General features: G+C 52.2%; 23 protein-coding genes. 20 read left to right on the forward strand and 3 right to left on the reverse strand.

Features of this window, described 5'->3' with window-relative positions:
* The first annotated feature begins 182 nt into the window (after positions 1–182).
* The 4 genes from J2Z70_RS12445 (at position 183) to J2Z70_RS12460 (ending at position 5669) form a co-directional block, all read left to right on the forward strand.
* A complete protein-coding gene (locus tag J2Z70_RS12445; protein ID WP_209873191.1) occupies positions 183–635 on the forward strand; it encodes a MarR family winged helix-turn-helix transcriptional regulator in 453 nt (150 codons plus the stop codon).
* On the forward strand, positions 632–3790 hold the full coding sequence (locus J2Z70_RS12450) for an MMPL family transporter (protein WP_209873193.1): 3159 nt from the start codon (positions 632–634) through the stop codon (positions 3788–3790). Before J2Z70_RS12445 ends, J2Z70_RS12450 begins: the two co-directional genes overlap by 4 nt.
* A gap of 236 nt (positions 3791–4026) precedes the next feature.
* Positions 4027–4539 (forward strand): RNA polymerase sigma factor, encoded by a 513-nt coding sequence (locus J2Z70_RS12455; protein ID WP_281068152.1) that lies wholly within the window; start codon positions 4027–4029, stop codon positions 4537–4539.
* On the forward strand, positions 4536–5669 hold the full coding sequence (locus J2Z70_RS12460) for a DUF4179 domain-containing protein (RefSeq protein ID WP_209873196.1): 1134 nt from the start codon (positions 4536–4538) through the stop codon (positions 5667–5669). Before J2Z70_RS12455 ends, J2Z70_RS12460 begins: the two co-directional genes overlap by 4 nt.
* Before the next feature lie 83 nt (positions 5670–5752).
* Here J2Z70_RS12460 and J2Z70_RS12465 read toward each other — a convergent pair whose 3' ends face one another.
* Positions 5753–6424 carry a tetratricopeptide repeat protein gene (locus J2Z70_RS12465; protein WP_209873199.1) on the reverse strand — a complete coding sequence of 224 codons (672 nt, stop codon included), beginning with the start codon at positions 6422–6424 and terminating at the stop codon, positions 5753–5755.
* Between the two features lie 293 nt (positions 6425–6717).
* Between J2Z70_RS12465 and J2Z70_RS12470 the strand changes: the two genes are divergently transcribed.
* From J2Z70_RS12470 to J2Z70_RS12490, 5 genes are all read left to right on the forward strand, one after another.
* Positions 6718–7719 carry an aldo/keto reductase gene (locus J2Z70_RS12470; protein ID WP_209873202.1) on the forward strand — a complete coding sequence of 334 codons (1002 nt, stop codon included), beginning with the start codon at positions 6718–6720 and terminating at the stop codon, positions 7717–7719.
* 36 nt (positions 7720–7755) lie between these two features.
* Positions 7756–8118 carry a hypothetical protein gene (locus J2Z70_RS12475; protein ID WP_209873205.1) on the forward strand — a complete coding sequence of 121 codons (363 nt, stop codon included), beginning with the start codon at positions 7756–7758 and terminating at the stop codon, positions 8116–8118.
* 75 nt (positions 8119–8193) lie between these two features.
* Positions 8194–8832 (forward strand): Hsp33 family molecular chaperone HslO, encoded by a 639-nt coding sequence (locus tag J2Z70_RS12480; RefSeq protein WP_209873208.1) that lies wholly within the window; start codon positions 8194–8196, stop codon positions 8830–8832.
* Positions 8833–8837: 5 nt separating this feature from the next.
* Positions 8838–9524, forward strand: coding sequence for a MerR family transcriptional regulator (locus J2Z70_RS12485; protein ID WP_209873211.1), 687 nt, complete (start codon positions 8838–8840; stop codon positions 9522–9524).
* A 191-nt stretch (positions 9525–9715) separates the two neighbouring features.
* On the forward strand, positions 9716–9874 hold the full coding sequence (locus J2Z70_RS12490) for a hypothetical protein (RefSeq protein ID WP_209873214.1): 159 nt from the start codon (positions 9716–9718) through the stop codon (positions 9872–9874).
* A 161-nt stretch (positions 9875–10035) separates the two neighbouring features.
* Here J2Z70_RS12490 and J2Z70_RS12495 read toward each other — a convergent pair whose 3' ends face one another.
* Together J2Z70_RS12495 and J2Z70_RS12500 are read right to left on the reverse strand one after the other, a co-directional pair.
* The gene (locus tag J2Z70_RS12495; RefSeq protein WP_425355114.1) at positions 10036–10326 is read right to left on the reverse strand and encodes an HNH endonuclease; all 291 of its coding nucleotides are present in this window, start codon (positions 10324–10326) and stop codon (positions 10036–10038) included.
* Positions 10327–10344: 18 nt separating this feature from the next.
* Positions 10345–10557: a hypothetical protein gene (locus tag J2Z70_RS12500; protein ID WP_209873220.1), complete on the reverse strand. Its 213-nt coding sequence runs from the start codon at positions 10555–10557 to the stop codon at positions 10345–10347.
* A gap of 214 nt (positions 10558–10771) precedes the next feature.
* Here J2Z70_RS12500 and J2Z70_RS12505 point away from each other — a divergent pair, with 214 nt between their 5' ends.
* The 11 genes from J2Z70_RS12505 to J2Z70_RS12555 all read left to right on the forward strand — a co-directional run bounded on the left by J2Z70_RS12505 (position 10772) and on the right by J2Z70_RS12555 (position 25685).
* On the forward strand, positions 10772–12133 hold the full coding sequence (locus J2Z70_RS12505; protein WP_209873223.1) for an ABC transporter substrate-binding protein: 1362 nt from the start codon (positions 10772–10774) through the stop codon (positions 12131–12133).
* A gap of 99 nt (positions 12134–12232) precedes the next feature.
* Positions 12233–13186 carry a carbohydrate ABC transporter permease gene (locus tag J2Z70_RS12510; RefSeq protein WP_036729218.1) on the forward strand — a complete coding sequence of 318 codons (954 nt, stop codon included), beginning with the start codon at positions 12233–12235 and terminating at the stop codon, positions 13184–13186.
* Entirely contained in the window at positions 13183–14046 is an 864-nt protein-coding gene (locus J2Z70_RS12515; protein ID WP_036729216.1) for a carbohydrate ABC transporter permease, read from the forward strand. Before J2Z70_RS12510 ends, J2Z70_RS12515 begins: the two co-directional genes overlap by 4 nt.
* A gap of 187 nt (positions 14047–14233) precedes the next feature.
* The gene (locus J2Z70_RS12520; RefSeq protein ID WP_036729213.1) at positions 14234–15961 is read left to right on the forward strand and encodes a cache domain-containing sensor histidine kinase; all 1728 of its coding nucleotides are present in this window, start codon (positions 14234–14236) and stop codon (positions 15959–15961) included.
* A gap of 14 nt (positions 15962–15975) precedes the next feature.
* Complete coding sequence (locus J2Z70_RS12525) at positions 15976–17343, forward strand: ABC transporter substrate-binding protein (RefSeq protein ID WP_209873226.1); 1368 nt, start codon at positions 15976–15978, stop codon at positions 17341–17343.
* 17 nt (positions 17344–17360) lie between these two features.
* Positions 17361–18956, forward strand: coding sequence for a response regulator (locus tag J2Z70_RS12530; RefSeq protein ID WP_209873230.1), 1596 nt, complete (start codon positions 17361–17363; stop codon positions 18954–18956).
* A gap of 671 nt (positions 18957–19627) precedes the next feature.
* Positions 19628–20839: an MFS transporter gene (locus tag J2Z70_RS12535; protein WP_209873233.1), complete on the forward strand. Its 1212-nt coding sequence runs from the start codon at positions 19628–19630 to the stop codon at positions 20837–20839.
* Between the two features lie 116 nt (positions 20840–20955).
* Complete coding sequence (desA, locus tag J2Z70_RS12540) at positions 20956–22023, forward strand: Delta(5) desaturase DesA (protein WP_036730133.1); 1068 nt, start codon at positions 20956–20958, stop codon at positions 22021–22023.
* 166 nt (positions 22024–22189) lie between these two features.
* On the forward strand, positions 22190–23329 hold the full coding sequence (locus tag J2Z70_RS12545) for a sensor histidine kinase (RefSeq protein WP_036729207.1): 1140 nt from the start codon (positions 22190–22192) through the stop codon (positions 23327–23329).
* On the forward strand, positions 23326–23928 hold the full coding sequence (locus J2Z70_RS12550; RefSeq protein WP_036729204.1) for a response regulator transcription factor: 603 nt from the start codon (positions 23326–23328) through the stop codon (positions 23926–23928). Before J2Z70_RS12545 ends, J2Z70_RS12550 begins: the two co-directional genes overlap by 4 nt.
* A gap of 311 nt (positions 23929–24239) precedes the next feature.
* Positions 24240–25685 carry an SWIM zinc finger family protein gene (locus J2Z70_RS12555; protein WP_209873236.1) on the forward strand — a complete coding sequence of 482 codons (1446 nt, stop codon included), beginning with the start codon at positions 24240–24242 and terminating at the stop codon, positions 25683–25685.
* Positions 25686–25690: the final 5 nt, after the last annotated feature.

Below are 25690 nucleotides of genomic sequence, written 5' to 3' on the forward strand. Positions count from 1 at the left end.
ATATTAGCCACTCTGCACTTTGCGTGCAGGGTGTTTTTTTGCGTCCATGAGGCTTATTTAATCCCCCTGATGAATATCAATGTAAAATTCATGAAACCAGTTGACTTTTAACGCAAAGGACAATATAGTTTTACTGTAAAACAGTTCGACACGTGAACTAATATGGAAAGGTGGAAGCAGCATTGAAGAAAGACGCAGAAGAATGGATCAACCGCTACGTAGATGCCTATATGGTTGTCACCAGGCAGATCAATGCGCGGCTCCGGGAGATTTTTGGAGAAGGTCTGACGACGGATCAATTCCTTATTCTCAGGCTGATCAGCGGACAGGAGAGGTGTACCTCCACGTATCTGGCTGAAGCAGTCGCCGTAGGCAAAAGCTCGATTACTGCCATCATCAACCGGCTGGATGAAGCCGGGATGATTCAGCGGACCCGGGACGAGAATGACCGCAGGCAGGTGTATCTGACCATGACGGAGTACGGAGCGAGTGTCTACAAGACCTCTGAGAAGCAGATGCAGCAGGTGATCTCCCCATACTTGTTCCACTTCGAGGATCACAATATTGAGCAGTTTATTACGATGTTTGAGAAGCTGGCATTTCTGATGCAGGACGCAGGGGGGAGAAGCAATTGAGAACGATTTTGAAGGCAAGGTGGGCCATTATCGCGGTATGGCTGGCTGTGGCAGTAGTGTTATTCTTGACAGCACCCGGGATGTCGGATCTGGTCCGGGAGAAGGGGCAAATCTCAGTACCGGCTGGCTACACTTCATCAAGGGCGGCCGAGATTATGAAGGAAGTGGCATCTGCCAAAGACGGGGAAACGGTGCATCAGGTTGCACTGGTGTTCCATAAACCGGAGGTGCTTGAAGCCGCAGACACCGAGAGTATTAAGCAGGGTGTGGAGCGGCTGGCGGAGAATAAGGATTCCCTGAAGCTCAGCACGATCACAGATCCGTTCTCACAGCCTGAGCTTAAGGATACGCTGATTGCGGGGGACGGCAAGACGATTATGGTCGCTTTGTCGGTGCAAGGCGGAGAGGATGCGGTCAAGGAGCTCCCGGCAAAGTCTGCTGAGCTGCTGGGTAACGTCACTGCGGACCATTACATGACCAGTGAAGGACTGATTACAGAGGATACGATTGCCAGCTCGGAAGCCGGGCTGAAGAAGTCGGAATATATCACTGTCGTGTTTATTCTGCTGATCCTGTTCGTGGTGTTCCGCTCGGTCGTGGCGCCGTTTGTACCGCTGTTAACGGTGGGGCTGAGTTATATCGTGTCCCAGTCGATTGTGGCTTTTCTGGTGGACCGGTTTGATTTCCCGCTGTCGACCTTCACACAGATCTTCATGGTGGCCGTTATGTTCGGGATCGGGACCGATTACTGCATTCTGCTGATCAGCCGGTTCAAGGAGGAGCTTGTCCAGTCTGAGGATACTACCAGTGCCATTATCGCTACTTACCGGAAAGCCGGAGGAACAGTCTTCTATTCAGGACTGGCGGTCTTCGTCGGCTTCCTGGCCATCGGCCTGTCCCAGTTCATGCTCTACCGTTCGGCGGTGGCGGTGGCTGTCGGCATAGCTGTTATGCTGCTGGCGCTCGTGACTGTGGTTCCGTTTTTCATGGCGGTACTGGGTCAAAAGCTGTTCTGGCCGTCACGCGGCAAGCTGGAACATAGTGAGAGCCGGATCTGGGGAGCGGCCGGTTCGTTCTCCCTGAAGAGACCATGGGCTGCGCTGCTGATTGTAGCTGCCATTGTTGCGCCGTTCCTGCTTACCTACAGCGGGAAGCTGTCGTTCAACAACATGGATGAGATCGGGCCGAATTACGCTTCGGTCAAAGGCTTCAATATTATTTCCGAGAGCTTCGGTCCGGGCGAATCCATGCCTGGCAAGATAGTGATCAAGAACGATGACCGGATGGATACCGCTGAATATATGGGGCTTGCGGAGAAGATCAGCCGTGAGCTGGAAAAGGTAGAGGGTGTCAAAGCTGTACGCAGCATGTCACGGCCAACCGGGGAGCAAATTAATGACTTCCTGATTCCTACTCAGGTGGCAACTCTGTCAGACGGTCTTGATCAAAGTAATGAAGGCTTAACCAAAATCCAGAGCGGGCTGAGCGAAGCGAGTAAGCAGCTGAAGGAGAATGAGCCTAAGCTTACAGAAGCGGCTTCTGGCAGCGCCAAGCTGACAGAGGGCACAGCCGAGCTTAAAAAAGGGATTGATGCGCTGGGCGATGGCTTGTCGAGGATCGAGAGCGGCATCCGCAGCGGCTCGGCCGGAGCCGGCGAGATCAAAGCGGGTCTCACGCAGGCGGCGGCCAGCGCGAAGCAGCTGGCCGATGCAAACGCTGCGCTGCTCGAAGGCTATAAGAAGATCGGCGGCGGCCTGACCGCGCTGAACGGGGGCCTCGCCGGTCTGCAGACACAGCTTCAAGGCGTGGCAGATGCGCTTAACGGTCTGGGAGCTTCCTTCACTGGACTGGAAGCCGCCTACCCTGAGCTGCTCCAGGATGTGAATTACCAGACGATTAAAGGCACGGTAACGCAGAGCGGTACCGGAGCTGCGGGACTGGCTGGAGGACTGGGTGAGATTTCGGCCCAGCTAAGCGGTGCAGCGGCCGGATTGAACGAGGCCAATGCCGGTTACTCCAAAGCGGCAGCAGGCCAGGCGGCGCTGGCGAAAGGGCTGGATCAGCTGGTAGCTGGTATCGGCCAGCTGCAAACCGGCCTGAAGCAGGCGGCAGACGGCCAGGGGCAGATTGTCGGCAAGCTTCCGGCGATCACCACCGGGCTTACACAGCTGCAAGGCGGGCAGAAACAGCTTGCTGACGGGTTCGGTGAGCTTACGGGCCAGCTTGGCCAGCTGACGGACGGACTGACGCAAAGTGCGGATGGTCTGGGACAAATCACCAGCGGCCTAAGCTCTGCGCAGGATTACCTTAAGCAGATTCAGGACGCCAAGGATGATGAGCTGAGCGGGTTCCTGGTTCCGGCAGAGGCGCTTAAGGCTAAGGGCATGCAGCAGGTATTCGATAACTATCTGTCCGGGGACCGCAAGGTCATGACGATTGATGTTGTATTCGCGGGTAATCCATACAGCGCGGAGGCTATTGACAGCGTCGGACAGATTCAGGAAGCGTTGGACCGTGCCGTGGCCGGCACCAAGTTGGAGAATGCGGAGACAGCCATGAGTGGTGTGACCAGCACCTACAGCGATTTGCAGACAATCTCCAATGAGGATTACGCACGTACGGTGATTCTGATGCTGGGCGGTATTTTCATCATCCTGGTGGTACTGTTCCGTTCGATTGTTATGCCAGTGTATCTGATTGTCTCGCTGCTGATCACTTACTTCACTGCACTTGGGGTAACGGAAGCAATCTTCGTTCATCTGTTGAACTATTCAGGGATCACCTGGACGACTCCGTTCTTCAGCTTCGTCATGCTGATTGCTCTCGGGGTGGACTACAGTATCTTCCTGATGGCACGCTTCAACGAGAATAAAACCTGGGATGTGCGTGAAGCCATTCTGCATGCTATGCGCAATATGGGAACTGTGATTCTCTCGGCCGTAGTGATTCTGGGCGGTACCTTCGCCTCGATGTATCCTTCCGGGGTCCTGTCGATGATGCAGATTGCGACGGTTGTATTGTCCGGTCTGGCGCTGTATGCACTGGTATTCCTGCCGTTCTTCGTGCCGGTGATGGTGCGGATGTTCGGCCGGGCTAACTGGTGGCCATTCCGTCCGGCGGCCGGGGAGGATCAGCCGAAATCACTGGATATGTAACGTTCAGTATTATATCATGGGACACAATGATGGAACGCAGTGCAAGAGCAGGCTTTCGCTACTAAGCGGAGCCTGTTCTTTGCTGTTTACGTAAGAAGAAGTGAAAATAATTGTTAATGCCGAGTAACCTTATGCGCCTGTGCTCCATCTAAACAGATATATACAACTAACAAGCGGGAAGCAGTAGCATCCCGAAGGAAGGGAGGAGATCTACCCTGGATACCGTACAAGAGGAACTGGTCCAGCGTGCACAGGCAGGCGACAGTGAGGTCTTCATCCAACTGGTGAAGAGTCTGGATAGGCGGATGTACAGTATGGCGAAGTCCATGGTCAGGAATGACGAGGATTGTGCGGACGCCATGCAGGAGACGGTGCTTAAGGCATTTAAAGCAATCTCTGGATTGAAAGAGGCGGCCTATTTCAAGACATGGCTGTTCCGTATTCTGATCAATGAATGCAACATGATTCTGCGCAGACGGGATAGGGTTATAGTCATGTCCGATCCGCCGGAGAGCATACAATCCCCTTCTTCGACTGCAGAAGATATGGATCTGCGTCAGGCCATCAGTGGGCTGGAAGAGGTATCGCGGACGATTGTTAAGCTGCATTATTATCAAGGATTGAGGCTTCAGGAGATTGCAGAACTGCTTGAGCTGTCAGAGAGCGCAGTCAAGACCAGGCTGCACCGGGCCAGAAAAACCTTATATCACACACTCTCTCAACCCGTAGAAAGGAAGGTGCACGAATGACTCAGCATGAGTTGGAGAAGCGGCTGGCAGGCCTGAAGGAAGAGAGTCTTCCTGAACTGCCGGAAGTTGTGCATACACGTATGGAGGAAACTTACCGGATGATCGTAGAGCGGGATGAGGCAAGCCTGGAGGAGACTCCACCAAAGGACATTTCCAAACACAGAAGAAAACATAGCTGGCTGTACCGGGTGATAATCAGTGCAGCGTCAGTGGCTGCCGGGCTGGTGATCATCATTAGCCTGGGGTTCATCTCTCCGGCCATGGCAGAGACCTTGAAGCAGCTGCCCTTCCTGGAAAGTGTGTTCAATCTTGTAGGAGATGCCGGACTTCAAAAAGCAAATAAAGCAGGTCTGACCACAAATGTTCAGCAGAGCGTCACTCAGGACGGGACGACGATCAGTGTGTCGGAACAAATGTATGACGGAAGCCGCTTGTCAGTGGTACTTACCCGTGCTCAGACAGACGGCAGTGACAAGGGGAAATGGCTAGATTTGACCCGCATGAGTGAGGAAGCCGGAGGAATCAATAATATTGAATTTAGGGTGAACGGAAAATCAGTGAATACGGGAAACAGCATGGCGTCGGGAGGGACAGGTGCACCAGACGCTGTCATCGTTACAGCGCTGAATGAAGCTAATCTGCAAGTGCCTGAGTCATTTGATCTCACAATGTTGGTCTCTATTAATGGAATTAAAAAGCCATTCCGCTTTGAGTTTCCGGTGAGCAAGAATACTTTGGGCGATCTTGTGCTGGTTCCGGGAGAGATCAAGGTACATGACTCTATTCATTTGCAGCACACGCGGCTGGAATTAAGCCAAACCTCAACCCGGCTGCTAACTGAAGTTACGGGAGACCCCGGAGCGAATATTAAGGCGATTGAGGAAGCCATTCCGGATAAATACAAACAACAGGGGAGCTTCAATTTAGGGTTCGAGCTGTGGGATGGGCAAGGGCAAGAGGCCGTTATGGTAGATGGCAGCAATAGAGGTAACGTGGATAAGCTAACTTACAGCAGTGTCTTTGAACCTTTTGAGAAGAGGCCTGAACAGATCATTATTAAGGCTTTTGTCACTAAGGATGGAAAGAAGCTCTATATCCCAGAACTTGAGATGACGGTTCCCATACAATAACACAAACAACCTCCGGGGTCTGCAATGTGCAGCAGCCGGAGGTTGTTTTGCGGTCAAGAGATTATATGCTTATAGTCTGCCGCTCACCGCGGCTTCGCAAAATAACTGCGCAGCGCCCAGCCGCGTTCCTGGCGTTTCTTGTATTTGGGCAAGGAACGGTAGACGGCAAGCGATTCCTCAAAAGCGCGCTTGGCATCGTCTGTCCGGCCCAGTGTCTTGTACATGGAGCCGGCCAGATAATAGGCTTCGCTGGAGGAGGTCTGGATCTCCTGGAATTGGCTCACATAATGGAGTGCCTTGTCCTGGTCGATATGCCGGAACGTCTCGGCCAGACGAAGGTAAGGCTGCCCGTATTGGGCTCTGCGGTTGATCTCAAGGCCTTGAAGCATCTGGGCTTCGCCTTCGGCAAGCTGGCCCAGCTTGAGGTTGGCGTATCCGAGCTCCACCCAGTATTCAGCCGAGGTCTCATAACGGTCGGCGATGGCCGTCAGCAGCTCCTTGGCCTCGCTGTAGCGCTTGCGCTCAATCAGCAGCCGGGCCAGATCGAATTTGGCGGTGACATCGTTCGGGTTCTGGGCAATGGCCGTCCGCAGCCTGGACATCTGGCGGCTGCGGCGGAAAGGCTTGGAGAAGCTGGGTAGAATGCCGACATAACGGCGGTCTACGAAATATAGAACGACGAGCAGAATGATCAGGGCCAGAAAGGGATTGCCGAGCAGACGGTACAGCAGCAGGAAACCTAGAATTTTAATCATGAATATGAATTCCCTCCATTACTTTTGTGGTTCATTTGTGCTTCCTGCAAATTGGATACGAATAGGCAGGGTAATTATACCATATCAACCTTTTTAGAGGCCACGATAAAAGAGACTGGGGGCCGGTTATCCAGTTCCAGGTGATCCATAAGCCCCCAGCGCCTGCCTGCATTGCTGTCATTGACAGGCTGCTGCCGAAGTCATAAGCTTTGTGTACAGTCAGATTGTCTCATCGCTAGATTAGCTCTTATATAACAGTGTATTCAACTAACACTTGGAAAGAAGGATGAACCGTGGAGACATTGGCAAGCAAGGTCCAGCTGCGTCCTCTGGGACGCTCTGAGCTATCGGTATCGCCGCTTGGCCTGGGCTGCTGGCAGTTCAGCCGGGGAAGCGGAATCGTAGGCCGCTACTGGAGTAATATCACAGACGCGGATATTCTGGATATCGTACGGGTCAGCCTGGAAGGCGGCATGAACTGGGTGGATACCGCAGAAATCTATGGTGGAGGCAAATCGGAGGAAGCATTGGCTCATGTGCTGGATCAGCTTCAGCAGGAAGGTAGCCCGCATGCGGCTCCGCTGATTGCCACCAAATGGTGGCCGATGCTGCGGACAGCGCGCTCGATTACCTCCACGATTGATCAGCGGATTGCTTGCCTGGGCGGCAGAGGCATTGATCTGTACCAGATCCACCAGCCGTTCTCCTTATCCTCGATTGCCAGTGAGATGAAAGCAATGGCGGGACTGGTACAGGCCGGCAAAATCAGGTATGTCGGGGTAAGCAATTACTCAGCTAAGCAGATGGTGGAAGCGCACCGTATCTTGCAGACCTACGGACTTACCCTGGTCTCCAATCAGGTCAAATACAATCTGCTGCACCGCAGCATCGATCAGAACGGCATCATGGCTGCGGCCAAGGAGCTGGGTATCTCGATCATCGCCTATTCCCCGCTCCAGCAGGGTATCCTGACCGGCCGGTTCCACGCAGATCCGTCGCAGATTAAGGCAGTCTCGCGTTCCCGGCGGATGATGTCCGGCCTGGACGACAAGAGCCTGGCCCGTAGCAAGCCGCTGATCACCTCCCTGACCGCACTGGCTGACAAATATGGGTGTACACCGGGACAGATTGCGCTTAATTGGCTGATTCATTATCATGGCGACACCGTAGTTGCGATTCCCGGCGCTTCCAAGGTCCGTCATGCCCGGGAGAATGTCGGCACCATGACCTTCCGGCTGGAGCCGGAGGAGCTGGAGCTGCTGAATGAGGCCTCCTGGGCTGCCTTGAAGAAGTAACGCGTAAGCAATCCATAAGTCTGGTGGTGAACGCATATGAATGAGAAGGTTTGGCTGGTGGTACAGTATCCCTTGAAGAGCGCAAAGGGAAGTAAGCGTGATGAATGGCTTAGAGAGAAGGTGACCGAATACCTGAATCTCTTCCTGGCGGATGCCGGACTTGGTTATGTGGATGGCTTTGATATGGGGAAAAATATGGCTGACCCGGCCAAATATGTGCTTAACCTGTTCTGCGTAGTGACGGATGAAGCACGCGGAATTCCCCTGGTCAAAAGAGTCTTAAAAGATCACAGGCTGGACTATACTCGCATCACCATCGCCACGATGCCTTTTGATGGCGGAGAAACGTATACACTGAAGTATGCCGCTAAGAAAGGCGTGACTGATTTTTCGTTATAAGTTTTTCTTAATATCAATCAGGGGTTGTGTATTACGTAACGTGATACAGTACGATTGGTGTAAGAGGTGATTCAAATGAATAATATTATAAGAATGCTGTCCGTGAACCAAGATTTCAGAATGGCTGTTGCGGATACCCGTCAGATCGCTGCAAAAGCATTAAATACGTTTACCGGGACAGCCAGCATGCGGAGCCTTTTGCAGGAGATCATAACGAATTGTGCATTATTTTCTTCCATTAATGATGCTCCTTCCAAAATAAGCTTTTCTTTTCGTCTTTCCCAAGGAGTCTCTATTTTTTGTCAGATCACTGATGCGAAGTTTACTATGGAGTATAGTGCTGAAATTATTAAATTTGACGGGACAGCCGCTGATCTATTTGACTTTAGATCTGTAGTGTCGATAACTACAGGGAATTGGGAGACGGGGATACACACTAGTACAGTTGAGGCGCATATGGATAGCGTTGTTATGCTGTTTTCTCACTTTACAGTACAGAGTGAGCAGCTTCCAAGTCATATTATACTTGGTGAGGACAACGCTTCCCGAGGGATTTTGATGCAGCCCTTACCCTTTGCAGATAACAAATTGATGGGAAAGGCTGCTTATGAAGTGGTACATCAAGTTAAGGAATTGGGACAACTGCCTTGGGTGCAGATTCCCGGGAAGTTGTCCTATTTAGCAAAGGTAATCTCAGAAAATACTATAGAGTAGAGTGTATGACTATGGAAAAATATATTAAAACTAAGGATTTTGCTGAGCTGACTGGTGTTAGTGTCCGTACCTTGCAATACTATGATGAAGTAAAAGTTCTTACTCCAGCCTATATCAATGAGCAGGGGCACCGGTTTTATGACTCGGATTCCTTCTCCAGTATGTTTGTCATTCTTTCACTTAAAGATATGGGGATGACGCTCAGCGATATTCAGCAATATCTCCACAAAGACAGCTTTGACATCAGGCTCTTCATCCGTGAGGAAAAAGGCAGGATCGAGACAGCGCTATCGGATCTGCAGCTTCGATTCATGCGTCTGTCCGTTCTCGAGGAGAAGGTTAGTGAGGAGCAGGACGTAACCCCTTATATTCTTCCGCTTTTTTCACAGCTGCCGGATACAGGCGATCTTCCCAAAGGCAAACCGGCCTCCTTTAACCTCAAGCTTTGGAATACCTTCATCAAGGAATTGAATTTCTGTGCTGAACACCGCTTGTCTGCAAAAGACGATAGAGCGGGAAAATGTGTTCAATATTGGAAAAAGAATATTCTTGAGGCAAATCAGGTACCGGAGGATACGGTAAAGAAATCAGAGGAATATTATCAGCAGAATCCGGCGAACACTTTTGGAATCACGCAGGCAAATTACCGTTATTTAGTCCAATTGATTGATGAGTATGATACTGACTTGTAAGCCATAACAAAGAGCAACGATTCTCCATGACGGGAGAACCGCTTGCTCTTTTTATTTGGATGAATTTATAGCATCATTACCTATAATTCGTATAAAACTGTTTAGGACTGGAAAGAGCGGTTTATATAAGGGATAAGATGCTTCGCACTCACGCAAATAAGGTGAAGATTATGGAAGGAGGTTGAACTTCAATGAGTATGAGCGTACATAACCTTATGGCTTTTAATCATCAGTTTTTTAGACCTCAGCCCGTTGTCCATCCCAAAGCGCAGAGACAGGAAGACAAAGTCCAGAGCTTTCAGGAGGTCCTTAACGAGAAGCTGAGCAGCTATGGCGACATGAAGAAATAAGCAAGCAATAAAGCCGCAGAACTATTTTATGCAGAAGACATCGCAGCAAATCATAGAGCCTTCAGCAAAAGTTGCAAAAAGGTGCCTCCCGGAACTCGGAAGGCACCTTTTTGCTGCGCGCTGGACAGGGTAGCACCTGCTTCATTCTGCTGACCGGCAGATTAACGTTTGCTTCGAACGCGCTTTGATTTACGCAGCTTGGGTTCGGAGCCCGGCGCCTGCCGCATGATCCATTTCAGATAAGCGGCAATCTGCGGGTCGCTGCGCAGTCTCTCCAGTGTCGTAAGGCCAAGAACAACGAGATCGCTGTTGGTATACAAGGCATGAATCTGCCGGTGGCAAGCCTTGCACAGAAGGGCAGTCGGGAGCAGGCTGCCGCCTTTCTCGCGGGGGATCAAATGATGAACGGTAGTTGCAAGAGGAGAACGGCCGCACAGCTCACACGTGTCCAAGGCCCGGGCAGTCATATCTTAAGGCCGGACTTCGAAGAATTCACAGCGGCTGCGCGAGTAATAAGTCAGATCACTGACCCGCGACTGGATCACAACATCCGAATCCGTGAACCGCACTATAGTAGCGCCGGAATTCACCAGATGGTCATCCTGGAAGACGCGGACGGGCAGCTTGCGGTCAATCGCTTCCTGCAGATCCTGGTCAGTGAGTAGTGGTCGGTTGATGGGCATGGATATAAATCTCCTTTATATAGGGATAACTGTTGTACAGCAAATACAATTAGTATACCTGGGTCCAGGCTTCAAATCCACTTCGGCAGCTTCCGCTTTGAAGTTAAATCAGAATAATTTCCACCATAAATCGGCAATATGCCTCCTCAAAAAAAATCGTGGCCTACGGTACACTAAATCTTGTAAAAGAAACCTTTGAGAGGGGTACAGAGGAATGAAAAAAACAAAGAACCTGGCGCTGGCGCTGGTCTCCATCATGCTCATGAGCTCACTTGCGGCGTGCGGAGGAAGTAACAACGGCGGCAACAAGTCTGGCGAAGGAAATTCAGGTAACAAGGGAGAAAGTACAGCAGCACCCGCAGCTGAAGGAGACAAGACAGAGCCAGCAGAGAAGGTCGAACTGTCGTTCTGGACGCTGGGCAACGTGAACTATGAAGAGCTGGCGGCTGCCTACACTAAGGAACACCCTAACGTAACCATTAAAATTCAGAATACCGGTGACCAGACGGCTCACCACAACAATCTGACCACAGCACTCTCGGCGGGTTCAGGCGCACCTGACATTTTCCAGCTTGAGATCGGTTTCATGGAACGCTTCCTGGGAGCCCAGGACAAATTCTACAACCTGAATGACCTCGGAGCCAAAGACATCCAGGCCAACTATCTCGACTGGAAATGGAAGCAGGCTTCCTCCATCGACGGCAGCTTCCAGCTTGGACTTCCGACGGATATCGGCCCGACAGTAGTCTACTACCGTACGGACCTGGCTGAAGCAGCCGGTCTGCCAAGCGATCCTGAAGGCTTCGGCGCAGCCATCGATACATGGGACAAATTCGCTACGGTAGCGAAAGCGTTCAAAGACAAGACAGGCAAGTATTTCTCAGACTTGACCGATCTGACGTACAATGCGCTTCGTGACCAGTCGGCGGACGAGATCTATTTCAGCAAAGCAGACGGCAGCTTCATCGGCGATACCAATCCGCAAGTGAAGAAAGCGTATGACTTTACCGTTAAGGGCATTCAAGAGGGCTGGATCAGCAATGTCATGCTCTGGTCGCCTGAATGGGGCCAAGGCATGAACGATGGATCGTTCGCTGTCGTGATGGGTCCGGCCTGGATGGCCGGCAATATCAAGAGCAACGCACCGGACTCCTCCGGCAAATGGAGAATTGCCCAGCTTCCTGAGGGCGCCGGTAACTGGGGCGGTTCGTTCATCACGCTGCCGAAGGAAGGCAAGCACTCCAAGGAAGCCTATGATTTCATCCAGTGGCTCGTGAACAAGGATAACCAGCTGGAATCCTTCAAGACCAAAGGCCTGATGCCTTCTATCCCTGCCCTGTACGAAGATCCTGCGTTCGTGGATTTCAAGGATGACTTCTTCGGCGGACAGCAGACGGCGGTGGAATTCGGCAAAGCGGCTAACCGCGTGAAGCCGGTATACTACGGACCGCTGCATGACCAGACCGATACCTTCTTCAAAAATGCACTAAAGAACGTGCTGGAGAAGAAAGCCGATCCTGCCAAAGAGTGGGACGATGCTGTCAAGCAGTCAAAAACGCTTGCAGAACGCGGCTAACCTGTAATATGCGGGGAACAGACTTCCCCAAATGTCCGGATTCACGGAGTAATCTCTCTGTGAATCCGGATTTAGATATGAATTCTCTGGAGGTGTGACATGGCTGAGCCCGTAATTACGAGTCCGCATGCCGAGAGCAAACGACCTTTCTTCACTGAACAAAGACGGAGCCGCATCACTGCGTATACTTTCATTTCACCGTTCTTTATTCTGTTCTCGATATTCGGACTATATCCAATTTTCTTCACATTCTATTTATCGTTCTTCAAGTGGGATGCCTTAGGTCCAATGAAATACGTCGGCTTCAAAAACTTCGAGCTGATTACCACGGACCCGACCTTCTGGATCTCCTTCAGCAACACGCTGATTATGGGGCTGATGGGTACTGTGCCGCAGGTTATGCTGGCGCTGCTTCTGGCGGTGCTGCTGCATTCGGGGATGACCCGGTTCAAGAAGACCTTCCGCATCCTCTATTTTATGCCGAATATCACTTCGATCGTGGCGGTTACACTGGTATTCAGTACGCTGTTCGGCAATAACGGGATGATCAACTGGCTGCTTAACGGAATCGGGTTAGAGAGCATGGCCTTCAATTCCGGCTGGTGGGGGGTCAAAATTGCCATCTCCACGATGGTCATGTGGCGCTGGACGGGCTACAATGCGATCCTGTTCCTCTCGGGCCTGCAGAGTATTCCGATGGATCTGTACGAATCGGCCAAAATCGACGGGGCCAACCGCAGACAGCAGTTGTTCTTCATCACACTGCCCCTGCTTAAGCCGTTCATTATCTTCGTATCCCTGCAATCCACCATTGGTGCGCTGCAGCTCTTCACAGAGCCTTATGTCTTCCTCGGCCAATCCGGCACCGGATCTACCCGGCAGGAAGGGATTACGATGGTTACTTATTTGTACAGTGAGGCCTTCCGGAACGGCTTCTTCGGTACAGCGGCGGCTACAGCGGTTCTGCTGTTCCTCGTTACGATTCTGTTCTCTGTCCTCAATATGCTGATCTCCAGAGGCGGCGGCAGACAGACTGGAGGGAAAAAAGCGTGAGCACACTGCGTATGTTTAGAAAAAAACCGGATGATCTCGGCTTCTTCGGCAAGCTGGGCTTCTATCTTCTGCTGATTCTCGGAGCACTGGTCTCCATCTTCCCGTTCTATTGGATGTTTGTGGTCGGGACCAATGACAAGGGGGCCGTGTTCCACGTACCGCCGCTGCTCACCATCGGAGACCAGTTCTTCGAGAACTTCAAGCGGGTGCTGGACAAATCGGACTTCTTCCAGGCGCTTGGCAACTCGCTGTTCGTCTCGTCCATGGTGACGGTCTCGGTCGTGTTCTTCTGTACGCTGGCCGGGTATGCTTTTGCCAAATATGAATTCCCCGGTAAAAACGTGCTGTTCGTATTCGTTATTGCCACCCTGATCGTTCCCCAGCAGCTTGGCGTACTGCCAACCTATGTCATTATGGCCAAGCTTCACTGGATCGACAGCTTCAAGGCGCTGATTGTTCCGGCTATGGTCAATGCTTTCGGCATCTTCTGGATGCGGCAGTACATCTCCTCGGCCGTGCCTACCGAGCTGATTGAAGCCGGACGTATTGACGGAGGAGGCCACTTCCGGATTTTCTGGAGGATTGCCGTTCCGGTCATTACACCCGCGATGGCTACCCTGGGTATTCTGAATTTCATGACGGTATGGAATGACTTCTTCTGGCCGCTGGTGGTCTTGAAGAACAAGGAGCATTTCACGATTCAGATTGCATTGCAGCAGCTGTTCACTACACGTGACGGTCTTGATTACGGGATGATTATGTCCGCTACCTTCACGGCCACGCTGCCGCTGCTGGTTGTCTTCCTGCTGTTCAGCCGCTGGGTCATTGCCGGACTGACTTCAGGTGCCATCAAGAGTTAACTGTCTGTCTATTCAATAAGTAAGAGGATTTACAGAATGCTGTGAAGAATAATAATCAAGTGGAAACGGTTTTGCCGTCCTTTACAAGGACGGCATTCGTTTCAGCGAGAAATAGAAGGATAAGTTATCGTGTGAAACCTATGAATTCTTCTATTTGGACAGAGACCGCAGGAGGAAGGGACCCGTCATGAAGCTCCGCCGCAAAATCTTGTTCGCTATTATTCTTCTTGTATTCATTCCCGTGATTGTCATGGGGATTGTGACGTATGTGAATTATTCGAATGCTATGGAGAAGAAATCAAGTAATTTCTACTGGATCTCCCTGCTGGAGACGGACCGCAAGCTGAAGTTCGCCCTCAGTGAGATTTCATCGATCACCAATTCAGCTATAACGCAGCCTGCGATCCAGCAGTCGCTGAAGCAGCAGAATTTCGTCCTCACCTATGACCGCAAGCAGGAAATCAACAACCTGCTGATTAACCATCCGATGATCACCTCGTTCAGCTTGTACGGGAAAGACCGGCTGCTGTACCAATACAATGCGCCGATGTCTTTTGCGGATATGCACAAGCAGGTCTGGTTCGGAGCCATGGAGGCTGCCGAAGGGCGTCCTGTCTGGTCCGGTCCCGGAGAGAACGGCTCGGCCAGCGGCGATAAGCCGGTGCTGGTCCATGCCAGAGTAATTAAGGACTATTATTCGCTGGAGGATATCGGCTATCTGGTTGTATATGTGAAGCCGGATCTGCTTGATCAGATTTTCTGGGAGGCTGCGACCCTGAAGAAAGGGGATATCCTGCTGGTCAACAAGCAGGGCAATATCGTCTTTAACAAGTCCGGGGAGCATATCGGGGAACGGACGGATTTTCCTTTTTTGCAGGAGAATTATAACCAGGAGCAGGACTATTACATTGACAATTATCAAGGGGAGCGGTCACTGATCACTTTCCTGCCTTCACATAACGCGGACTGGTATCTGGCGGCCATTACGCCGATGAACCTGATCTCCTCTGAATCGGTCTCCATCCGCAATATTGCGATTATTCTCGGCATGGTGTCGCTGCTGTCGGCCTTCCTGTTCGACCGTTATTTCATCCGCAGGCTTGTCCGCAGCATTAACAGCGCCGTGAATGGCATGAAGCGGGTCAAGCAGGGGATCTTCACCCCGATTCCGGTACCGCTGCGGGCCAATGATGAGAGCGATTCCCTGATTGACGGCTTCAACCGGATGAGCTCGCAGATCAATGAGCTGATTGACCAGGTCCAGACCGAGCAGGGACGCAAAAAGGAAGCGGAGATGCAGGCGCTGATGGCCCAGATCAACCCGCATTTCATCTATAATTCACTGGAATCGATCAACTCCATGGCAGTGTTGGCAGGCAACCGGGATATCAGCAAAATGGTCATCTCGCTCGGCCGGCTGCTGCGGATCAGCATCAGCCAGAATCAGGAGCTGATCCCGCTGCAGATGGAGTTCGAGCATGTCCGCCATTACCTGGATATCCAGAAGTTCCGGTTCGAGGACAAATTCTCCTATGAGCTGGACTTGCCGGAGCCGCTGAAATACGTGATGACCCAAAAGCTGATTGTTCAGCCGATTGTGGAGAACGCTTTGTATCATGCCATTGAGCAGATGGAGGAGCACGGGACCATTACAGTCACCGCCCAGGAGAACGGCAAGGATATTATCATTATTGTGAAGGATAACGGGCCGGGCTTCGATCTTGAGGTGCTGATGAGCCAGTGGAACAAGGAGCGGAGCAATCCCAAGAAATACAGCGACAGCGGGGTTGGGCTGAAAAATGTGCATGAGCGCTTGAACATCCGGTTCGGCAATCCCTATGGCATTCTGGTCTGCTCCTCACCGGGCTTCGGATCAGCCATCTGCATCCGGATTCCGAGGATACAGCCGTCATGAGAGGGAGAAGCCAAATGAAAGATCAGCGACATGTGCTCCGATGGTTGACCAACTGGGGATGGATTCTCCTCTATATTGTGCTGATGTCCGGCGCCGTATGGTTCATTATGCAGGAGGACCGGGAGCAGATTGAGGATACTTCGCCCGAGAAGATCACACTGACCTTCCGGCATTTCTGGATCAAGGAGCATGACCGGCCGCTGCTGGCGATCTTCGAGGAGGTTGTGCGCAGCTACCAGGAGAGCCATCCGAATGTGAAGGTGAACTTCGAGGGGCTGGACCAGAATATCCACCGGGAGCAGAAGCTGAAGAGTGAGATGGTAACCGGCACACCGCCCGATATGTTCGTCCTGTTCGGCGGAGCGGAGATCGAGCCCTACGTGCGTTCAGCCCGGCTGATGGATCTGACCGATTTCACTGCCCAGAACGGTCTCAGCAACCAGTTCAAGGATCTGCATCTCTGGACGTTCAACAATCATATCTACGGACTGCCTATCGAGGGCAATGCGGAACCGCTCTATTACAATAAAAAAATCTTCACCAAGCTAGGCATTAATACTCCGGCTACGTTGGCCGAGCTGGATACGGTGATGGCGAAGCTGAAGGCAGCGGGGTATATCCCGTTTGCGCTGGGGAACGAAGACCGCTGGCCTGCGGGGATATTCGCTCATTATCTGATGGACCGCTACGCCGGACCGGAGTTGATTCAGAAGCTGGTTACTGGCGAGGATATGTCGAGCTTCCAGAACAGCGGCTACCTGGAAGCGTTCCGGCATCTGAACAGATGGGTGAAGGCAGGCTATTTCAGTGAGAACTCTAATGATACCTCCACCGAGGGTGCGGTCCGTCTGTTCACTGAAGGCAGGGCAGCCATGTATCTGAACGGCAACTGGGATATCAATTTATTCTCGGGGGACAATGCCCCGGACGATTTTCAGAGCCGGGTTGGAGTCATTCCCTTCCCCGCGCGGGAGGCCGGCACAGAGCCGTCTATCGCCGGAGGGTATACGATTGGCATCGGGCTGTCTTCGAGCCTCACCGGAGCGAAGCGGACAGCGGCACTTGAATTGATGAAGGGCTTCTATACGAAAGAGATTCAGACGCGGATTGTCTATGAGGGTCTCCGAATTCCGTCGATGCGGATTGCATTTGACCCGGAGAAGACCGGACCGGTCTTTGCCCAGGTGATGGATATGATGGAGGAGAATGAGCAGAGCTTCGTCCCGTATGACAATCTGTTATCGCCTGAAGTGAAGAAGACCTTCCTCAGTGTCATCGAGGAGATGATTGACGGAGGGCTGCAGGCGGAGCAGGCCTTGCAGCAGCTGCAGGATGCGTCCAAGCAGTATTGGAATCTGATCCGGAGTTCTTCGGGTCAATAAGCCTGGGGGTGTAAGTGATGAAGGAGCAGCAGGAGAAATATAAGGTACTGCTCGTAGATGATGAGCCGATTATACTGCGCAGCCTGAAGGTTGCGATTCCATGGGATGAGCTGGGCCTGAGCATTGTGGGGGAAGCGAAGAACGGGGAGGCCGCCTTGCAGCAGATTCAGCAGACCGCACCACACATCATTATCAGCGACATCCGCATGCCGGTGATTGACGGGATCACGCTCATGAAGGAGGTTCTGCCGCGCAGCGCCAAGCTGATCTTCATTTTCATCAGCGGCTACGGGGAATTCGAATATGCCAGGGAGGCCCTGCGGCTGGGGGCCTTTGATTATTTGCTGAAGCCGATTGACCATGACGAGCTGGTGGAGATGCTTAAGCGGGCCAGGGAGCGCCTGGACCGCCAGAAGGAGAACGAGCAGCTAATGCTCTCGGTGCAGACCCTGTCGCTGCTGGCCCGCGAGCGCATGCTGGCCGAATTCACGCTGGGCAATCCGCGGCCGCTGCAGCACCTTGCGTGGCTGGAGAACAGCGAGCTGGAGGGAGAATACTTCATGGCCGTGGTCCGTCTGGACGACTACGCGGCCTTGACGGCGCAATGGAGCGCCGAGGAGAAGCGTCTGTGGCTGTTTGCCGTGCGCAATATCCTGGAGGAGTGGTCGCTTACGAACGGGGCATTGTCTATCTTCCCGTTCTATAACGGAGAATGGATTCTGCTCTTCCCGGCCAGCCTGAATGATGGTAAGCGGGAGCTCGGGGAGCAGCTTATAGCCGGAATCAAGCGTTACTCCAAGCTGAACTGCTCTGTCGGCATCAGCAGAAGCACCAGCGGGATTGATCAGCTTAGCACGGTATACCCGTTAGCCTCCCAGGCGCTGTACCAGCGCTTCTATTCCGGTCAGGCCGGTGTCTTCCTGGAAGAGGAGACAGCAGCGGCAGGCAACCGCGAGGTGCAGTATCCGAAGGAGCTGGAGTTGTCGCTGATTGAGAGCATCCGTACTCTGAATATGGAGCGGATGCTGACTCTTTTTGACGAGATGTCCGTATTCATTGAAGCCCAGAGCTTGCCCCAGCCGCTGGCGGAGCGCCTGATGATTGAGATGAGTGTGGTGCTATACCGGCAATTCGAACATCTGAATACGCATAATGACTGGTCCATTGAAGGGCTGTTCAGCAAGCTGAACGGTCTGGGTACGTTGCCGGACATGATGAATGTCCTGAAGACCACCTTCCGCGACTGGCTGGAGCAGAGTCATAAGACCGCAGCCCGGGAGGACGGACGGAGTATCATTGAGAAGGTCCAGCGGTACATTGAATCCAATTACCATAAGGATCTCAGCATCGAGGAGGTATCCGAGGTGGCCGATCTCAGCATCAGCCATTTCTGCACCCTGTTCAAGCAAATCTCCGGCTACACGTTCCTCGAATTCGTCACCCACTGCCGGATGGAGAACGCCAAATACATTCTGCGCAGCAGCAATGTGAAAGTGTATCAGGTCGCACCGCTGGTCGGCTATCAGGACCCGAGATACTTCACCCAGGTATTCAAAAAAGCGACCGGCAAGACGCCCACAGAGTACCGTGAGGAGCATGTGAAGCAGGCTTAGCCCGGGCGAGTAATATGCAATTGAATAGGACGGAACCTTGAAAAAGAAACAAAAAAAATCGCTCGTTTTGGTAAATGGAGGTACCACCCAACCATCGCCAAAGGAGCGATTTCTTTGTACATTCAATATACCACGGATTAAATTTGTCTTCCAAATGGATCTTGAGGAGGATATTCCAGCCCCCCTGAGAGTCACCCACCTGAACGCCATCCTGCCTGACTACCAACCGCCTACCAAAATATCGACCATCCGCCAGTTCTCCGACTCGCTATGCACCTAGTTATTTTTACGCCATCAATCCAGCCTTAACGGACCTGAAAGACGTTATTTCCAGGAAAACGCCACCTTGTGCGGTTTGACGGACTGAGGAGACCTTATCGTCTCTTTACGAGAGGTTTAAAAGCGGCAATTCCAAGAATAAGCTCCATGAGGTCCGTTACTTTACTCAAGGGGTGACTTTCATCATGCATAAGCGCACCTCAGTCCGTTACACCGGGCCAAACGCCTCTTATGAACCATCCCGTCATAACCATCAATCCTCATTTGTTTTTTATAGATAAAATAAAACTTATCTATTTATAACTAGACAAAATAAATAAAAGTCTATATATTAATATACAGATTAGATGTTTATCTATTTAGAATATATTCAAATGATGGAGGATGTTAACGTGTTAAGTAACAAGTATGTACGGACGATTATGCTGTCAAATGTGCTATTGCAGCTCGGAGTGTGGGTGCGGAATTTTGCGATTCTGCTGTATGTGACGGAGATTACGCACAATGATCCTTATTATGTCTCGCTTATTTCAGTGGCTGAATACGGCCCGCTGTTTCTGTTCGCCATCATCGGGGGAACCTTCGCAGACCGCTGGCGGCCCAAACGGACCATGATCGTAAGTGATCTGCTGTCCGCTTGCTCAGTCTTTGCTGTGTTGCTGGTGGTGCTGTCGGGCTCATGGAGGGCCTTACTGTTCGCAACGCTGGTATCTGCCATCCTGTCCCAGTTCTCACAGCCTTCGGCGATGAAGCTGCTTAAGCAGCATGTGCCTGAAGAGCAGCTGCAGAGTGTAATGGCCATGTTTCAGTCGCTTACAGCCTTCTTCATGGTCATTGGTCCGGTGATCGGCACATTCATCTATAGTCATTACGGCATTGAGGCCTCACTTGCTGTGATGGGCGGGATGTTCATCGGCTCGGCGCTCATTCTGGTCAAGCTGCCCGCTGACCGGATGGAGGAGACCGGACAGGCCCGCAGTGGGTTCCTGGCAGAGATGATATCCGGACTGAATTATGTGCGTGCAAGCCGGGTACTGAAGAACCTTGGAGTAACCTTTGCCTTCGCCGGGCTTGCCGCCGGACTGGTTCAGCCGCTGGGTGTCTTCATCATTATGGAGAATCTGGGCAGAGACAAAGGCTTCCTGCAGTGGGTGATGATGGCGAATGGAGCGGCGATGCTGCTGGGTGGAATGTTTATTATGAGTAAAGGCAAAACTATGAAGCCGCAGACAATGTTATCCCTAGGCCTGCTGATCAGTGCGGCAGGAACGGTAGGGGTAGGCTGGTCGCATCACACAGCGCTCACGCTGGTGCTCCAGACGGTTAGCGGATTCTTTTACCCTTGTATTCATATCGGTATCAATACCCTGCTGCTCCGTCACACAGAGACTGCTTATATGGGCAGGGTGGGCGGCATTATGGGGCCGATGTTCATGGGCTTTATGGTGATCGGAATGTCTGTAGCCGGCTATGCAAAAGGCACGCTCTCCCTATCCGCAGTCTTCACTGGGAGCGGCATACTGTTCCTGATTGCGGTGCTGATTCTGCTGCCGCTGCTCAGAACGAAGGAGGCAGGCAGACAAGCACTCCAGAGCCGACTATGACATTTGTCATACATCAGAGTTGATATTTATGACTTACGGGCATGACACTTCTTTCTTTATACTGGAAATATAAGAAGTATCCTTCAATGGATGCATCCGAGGAGGAACCGATCCCGATGACCAACAACCAGATACCCCAGCTCTCTACATTGAAGAAAAGCGTAGCCCCTTACGAGAAAACAGACCTCAACACGAGCATAAAACAGCTCATTAATACGCTTGGGCCCCTGGTGCTATTATGGACCGCCGCTTACTTAAGCTTATCCGTGTCCTACTGGCTGACGCTGCTGTTCGCTATTCCGGCTGCCGGCTTTGTCATCCGCACCTTTATTATTTTTCATGACTGCTGTCATGGGTCGTTCTTCAAGAACCGCAAGGCCAATGATATTGTCGGCACCATCACCGGTGTGCTTACCCTGGTCCCTTACCGCCAGTGGAAGCACAGTCATTCGATTCATCACGCCGGAAGCAGCAATCTCGACAAAAGAGGCATCGGGGATATCTGGATCATGACGGTGGATGAATATGTGGCTGCCAAGCCGCTCCAGCGGCTCTATTACCGGATCTACCGTAACCCGCTGGTAATGTTCGTCATCGGACCGATTGCCGTATTCCTCATCCAGTACCGGTTCAATGCCAAAGGGGCAAGACGCAAGGAACGGATGAATACGTACCTGACCAATGTATCTATTGTGGGTCTATATACTGGAATCATTCTGCTCATAGGCTGGCAGGCGTTCCTGCTGGTACAGCTGCCGATTGTGTTCGTATCCGGCTTCCTCGGCATCTGGCTGTTCTATGTACAGCACCAGTTCGAACATACTTACTTCGAGCATGATGAAGAGTGGAGTTACGTGAACGCCGCTGTAGAAGGAAGCTCTTACTATAAGCTGCCGAAGCTGCTACAATGGATTACCGGCAATATCGGATTTCACCATGTGCATCACTTGAGTCCGAAGGTGCCGAATTATAATCTGGAATTGGCTCACAATGCCAGCCCGCCTTTGCAAAAGGCAACCACCATTACACTCAGCACCAGTCTCGAAGCGCTGAAATACCGTCTTTGGGATGAAGAGCATAAGGTCTTCCTCAGCTTCAAGCAGTTGAAGCAGCGGTTGCGGAAGAGTGAGCCTGCCGTGAAAGAGGGGCTGAAGGTAATCAAACCGGGGTTCCAGAGCGAATAATAGCGATAACATGATAACATGCAGAAAGACAGATCCGGGGAGCAGGATGCCGGGTCTGGTCTTTCTTTTTAGAATACACACAGGTTGTTTGGAAGGAAGTTGCCGGTCGGAGGCTGGTTTATGTTAAAATGGGGGTATAAACTTGCTGGCAAAAAGGATGGCTAACATGCAGAAGTGGCATCATATTTTTCATAAAAGTACGGGACTAAGCCCTTATGTATGGGTTGTTTTTTACATTCTTCCGTTCTATTTCATCTTCCGATCCTCCTCGGCGGACCGCTGGGTGTATGGCATCCTGATGATTATGGTCTTCTTCGCGTGCTACGTGCTGTCGTTTAAGTCCAGGGGCTGGGTGGTCTATTTCTGGACCAGTGTGCAGATGATAGTTTCTGTTACGATGACGCTGCTGTTCGGGTACATGTACTTTGCGCTGTTTCTGGCTTTTTTTATCGGGAATATTCAGAAAAGAGCGGCCTTCTTCACCCTCTATCCGATCCATCTGCTGACGACGATTGTAGCCATTAACTATGAGCTGATTATGCGCAATCCCGTATTCCTCTCGCAGCTGCCGTTCGTGCTGGTCAGTATCATTGCCGTGGTGCTGCTTCCGGTCACAACCTATAACCGCAACAGGCAGGATAAGCTGGAGGAACAGCTGGAGGATGCCAACAAACGGATCTCCGAGCTGGGCATTATGGAAGAGCGTCAGCGGATCTCCCGGGATCTGCATGATACGCTGGGACAACGCCTGTCACTGATCGGACTCAAGAGTGACCTGGCCGGCAAGCTGATCACCAAGAATCCGGAACAGGCCATGATCGAAATTAACGATGTCCGTGTAACCGCCCGCAGCGCGCTTAAGGAAGTCCGGGAGATGATCACACAGATGCGGGGCATCCGGGTTGAAGATGAGCTGGTGCGCATCCGGCAATTCCTCCAGGCGGCGGAGATCGGTTATATACTGGAGGGTGATCCCGTTCTGACCAATACCTCGCTGATTACCGAGAATGTGCTGAGCATGTGCATGAAGGAGGCGGTAACCAACGTGGTGAAGCATAGCGGCGCCTCGCTGTGCCGGATACAGATTGAATCTTCACGGACCGATCTGGTTATCAAGGTGAAGGACAACGGCGGAGGGATTGAGGGGACCAAGCTGTATCATAAGGGGCATGGCCTGCAGGGAATGCGGGAGCGGCTTGAGTTCGTGAACGGTTCGATGGAAGTGATCCAGGATGAAGGAACTACACTAGTGATTAAGGTGCCGAATGCATCGCAGCAGCCGGACATGGAGGTGAACGCGCAATGATATCAATCGTGATAGCCGAAGACCAGCGGATGCTGCTGGGAGCGCTGTCGGCGCTGCTGGATCTGGAGGAAGACATGCAGGTGGTCGGCAAGGCGGGCAACGGGGAAGAGGCTGTGAAGCTGGTGAAGCAGCTACAGCCGGATATCTGTATTATGGATATTGAAATGCCGGCTATGACGGGCCTGGAAGCGGCAGAAGCCCTGAAGGGGGCAGGCTGCAAAATCATGATTCTGACCACGTTTGCCCGGGCAGGGTACTTCGAGCGTGCGGTCAAGGCCGGAGTGGATGCCTATCTGCTTAAGGACAGTCCCAGCGAGGAGCTGGCGCTGTCGATCCGCAGTGTCATGGACGGCAAACGGATGTACGCGCCGGAGCTGATGGATGAAGCCTACAGCAAGGAAGCGAATCCGCTGACCGAGCGGGAGAAGGAAGTGCTGGGGCTGATCGCCGACGGCAAGAATACGAAGGAGATCGCCAGCCAGCTCTATATCACCACGGGTACGGTCCGTAACTATATCTCGGTCATTCTGGACAAGCTGGATGTGGGCAACCGGATTGAGGCGATTACGCGGTTTAAGGAGAAAGGCTGGTTCAAATAAAATATCCCTGCGGGGAAGCAGGAACGGCAGCTGTCTTTTAGGGGGGCTGGCCGTTTTTTTTGTTAGACCATAGAGTGTACATAAACCGCTTAGAACGGAGCTTGACCAGAAGCGAATCTAGGACCTATCACCCATTTTTCATCTGAAAGCGGTTACTCTATTGGATCGGACGCCAAGATTTGCTAAAATAAATGCAAACATATGATCCTATTTGTAGTCGTTTCATGTGAAGCTGGGTAATAAATACTTGTGCCCCGTATGCACGTTCATTCATTCTGCTTACATTCTAATTCAGCCGGGAGGAATCTAATTTGCCAGAGCTAACATCCACGTACGTCGATTCACTTGCACCCAATGCTGCTGCGATCAAGAACGGCCAGGGGCTGGTCCGCAAAAAGAGCTTTGTGGAGCTCCATCAGTCGGAGAACGGAGAGCTATTATTCGGAAAATGTGCCGGAAGCGGCAAAACGCCCTATGAGTGCTCAGTGGACTTCATCGCACCAGACAGCCCGGTCTTCCGCTGTAGCTGCCCCAGCCGCCAATTCCCCTGCAAGCACGCATTAGGTCTGCTGTATGCCTATACCGAAGGCCAGACGTTCACACCTGCCCCGGTTCCCGAGGACATCGCATCGAAGCGCGAGAAGGCGGAGAAGCGGGAAGAGAATAAGGTGAAGCAGGCGGCTGAAGGAGTAGAGCCCAAGCCGAAGAAGGTTAACAAATCCGCCCTGAAGAAAAAAATCAACGCGCAGCTCGAAGGGCTTGACCTGCTGGAGAAGCTGGTACTCTCCTTCGTACGCAGCGGCCTGTCCACAATTGACAAGTCTGCAGCCAAGACGCTTCAGGGGCATGTGAAGCAGCTCGGGAACTATTATTTGTCCGGGGCGCAGATTGAGCTGCGCCGCTTCGCGAATCTGATGTTCAGCGGCAACGATCAGGAGCAGAACTATACATATGCGGTGGAGCAGCTGACCCGGCTACACGCATTTATCAAGAAGGGCCGGGCGTATCTGCTGGCCCGGAGCGAGGACCCGGAGCTGGCGCTCGATCACGAATCCACGATTGATGAATGGCTGGGCCATGCCTGGCAGCTTAGCGAGCTGAAGGAATACGGGCTGGTGAAGGAGGGGGCAGAGCTGCTGCAGTTATCCTTCTACAGCTACAACGATGCGGCCCGCCAGGAGTTCGTAGACCTTGGCTTTTGGCTGGATCTCTCTGCGGAAGGCGGAGAGATCCGCCGGACCTTTAACTACCGTCCTTACAAGGCGGCGAAGCTGATGCGTGAGGAAGACAGCTTCTTCGACATTGCCGTAGTTCCTCAGTTATACACCTATCCCGGTGAGATGAACGCCCGGATCAGGTACGAGTCCATGTCTCCGAGACCCGTGCAGGGTGCTGATCTTGAGCAGGCTGCCGCGAAGGCTCACCGCTCTTATTCGGAGGTCTTCAAGAAGGTGAAGAACCAGATTAAGAACCCGCTGAGCGACAAGCAGCCTGTCATGCTGCTGCATGCCGCAGCTCTGGGCGTTACAGAGAACGGTCAGTATGTTATGACCGACGGGGAAGGAACACGGCTGCTGCTGGAGGATCTTCCGACCATTCAGCAGGGCACGGTGGGCTTATTGCCATTCCTTCCGGCCGGAGCCCGCGAGGACTGCACGGTTCTGGTCATGTTCGAGCATGACCTGGACCAGGGACGTCTGCGTGCACAGCCGCTGAGTGTCATCAAGGACGAAGAGATCATTCGTCTGCTGTACTAGTGTAA

The organism is Paenibacillus silagei, from assembly GCF_017874735.1.
In the GTDB taxonomy this organism is placed as follows: domain Bacteria; phylum Bacillota; class Bacilli; order Paenibacillales; family Paenibacillaceae; genus Paenibacillus_AQ; species Paenibacillus_AQ silagei.

What these genes read in the sequence shown, in the direction of transcription:
- J2Z70_RS12520 (WP_036729213.1), top strand. Translation starts at nt 14,234, where the DNA reads ATGAAGCTCCGCCGCAAAATCTTGTTCGCTATTATTCTTCTTGTATTC.
- J2Z70_RS12490 (WP_209873214.1), top strand. Translation starts at nt 9,716, where the DNA reads ATGAGTATGAGCGTACATAACCTTATGGCTTTTAATCATCAGTTTTTT.
- J2Z70_RS12480 (WP_209873208.1), top strand. Translation starts at nt 8,194, where the DNA reads ATGAATAATATTATAAGAATGCTGTCCGTGAACCAAGATTTCAGAATG.
- J2Z70_RS12475 (WP_209873205.1), top strand. Translation starts at nt 7,756, where the DNA reads ATGAATGAGAAGGTTTGGCTGGTGGTACAGTATCCCTTGAAGAGCGCA.
- J2Z70_RS12485 (WP_209873211.1), top strand. Translation starts at nt 8,838, where the DNA reads ATGACTATGGAAAAATATATTAAAACTAAGGATTTTGCTGAGCTGACT.
- J2Z70_RS12460 (WP_209873196.1), top strand. Translation starts at nt 4,536, where the DNA reads ATGACTCAGCATGAGTTGGAGAAGCGGCTGGCAGGCCTGAAGGAAGAG.
- J2Z70_RS12505 (WP_209873223.1), top strand. Translation starts at nt 10,772, where the DNA reads ATGAAAAAAACAAAGAACCTGGCGCTGGCGCTGGTCTCCATCATGCTC.
- desA (WP_036730133.1), top strand. Translation starts at nt 20,956, where the DNA reads ATGACCAACAACCAGATACCCCAGCTCTCTACATTGAAGAAAAGCGTA.
- J2Z70_RS12465 (WP_209873199.1), bottom strand. Translation starts at nt 6,424, where the DNA reads ATGATTAAAATTCTAGGTTTCCTGCTGCTGTACCGTCTGCTCGGCAAT.
- J2Z70_RS12550 (WP_036729204.1), top strand. Translation starts at nt 23,326, where the DNA reads ATGATATCAATCGTGATAGCCGAAGACCAGCGGATGCTGCTGGGAGCG.
- J2Z70_RS12525 (WP_209873226.1), top strand. Translation starts at nt 15,976, where the DNA reads ATGAAAGATCAGCGACATGTGCTCCGATGGTTGACCAACTGGGGATGG.
- J2Z70_RS12530 (WP_209873230.1), top strand. Translation starts at nt 17,361, where the DNA reads ATGAAGGAGCAGCAGGAGAAATATAAGGTACTGCTCGTAGATGATGAG.
- J2Z70_RS12500 (WP_209873220.1), bottom strand. Translation starts at nt 10,557, where the DNA reads ATGCCCATCAACCGACCACTACTCACTGACCAGGATCTGCAGGAAGCG.
- J2Z70_RS12510 (WP_036729218.1), top strand. Translation starts at nt 12,233, where the DNA reads ATGGCTGAGCCCGTAATTACGAGTCCGCATGCCGAGAGCAAACGACCT.
- J2Z70_RS12545 (WP_036729207.1), top strand. Translation starts at nt 22,190, where the DNA reads ATGCAGAAGTGGCATCATATTTTTCATAAAAGTACGGGACTAAGCCCT.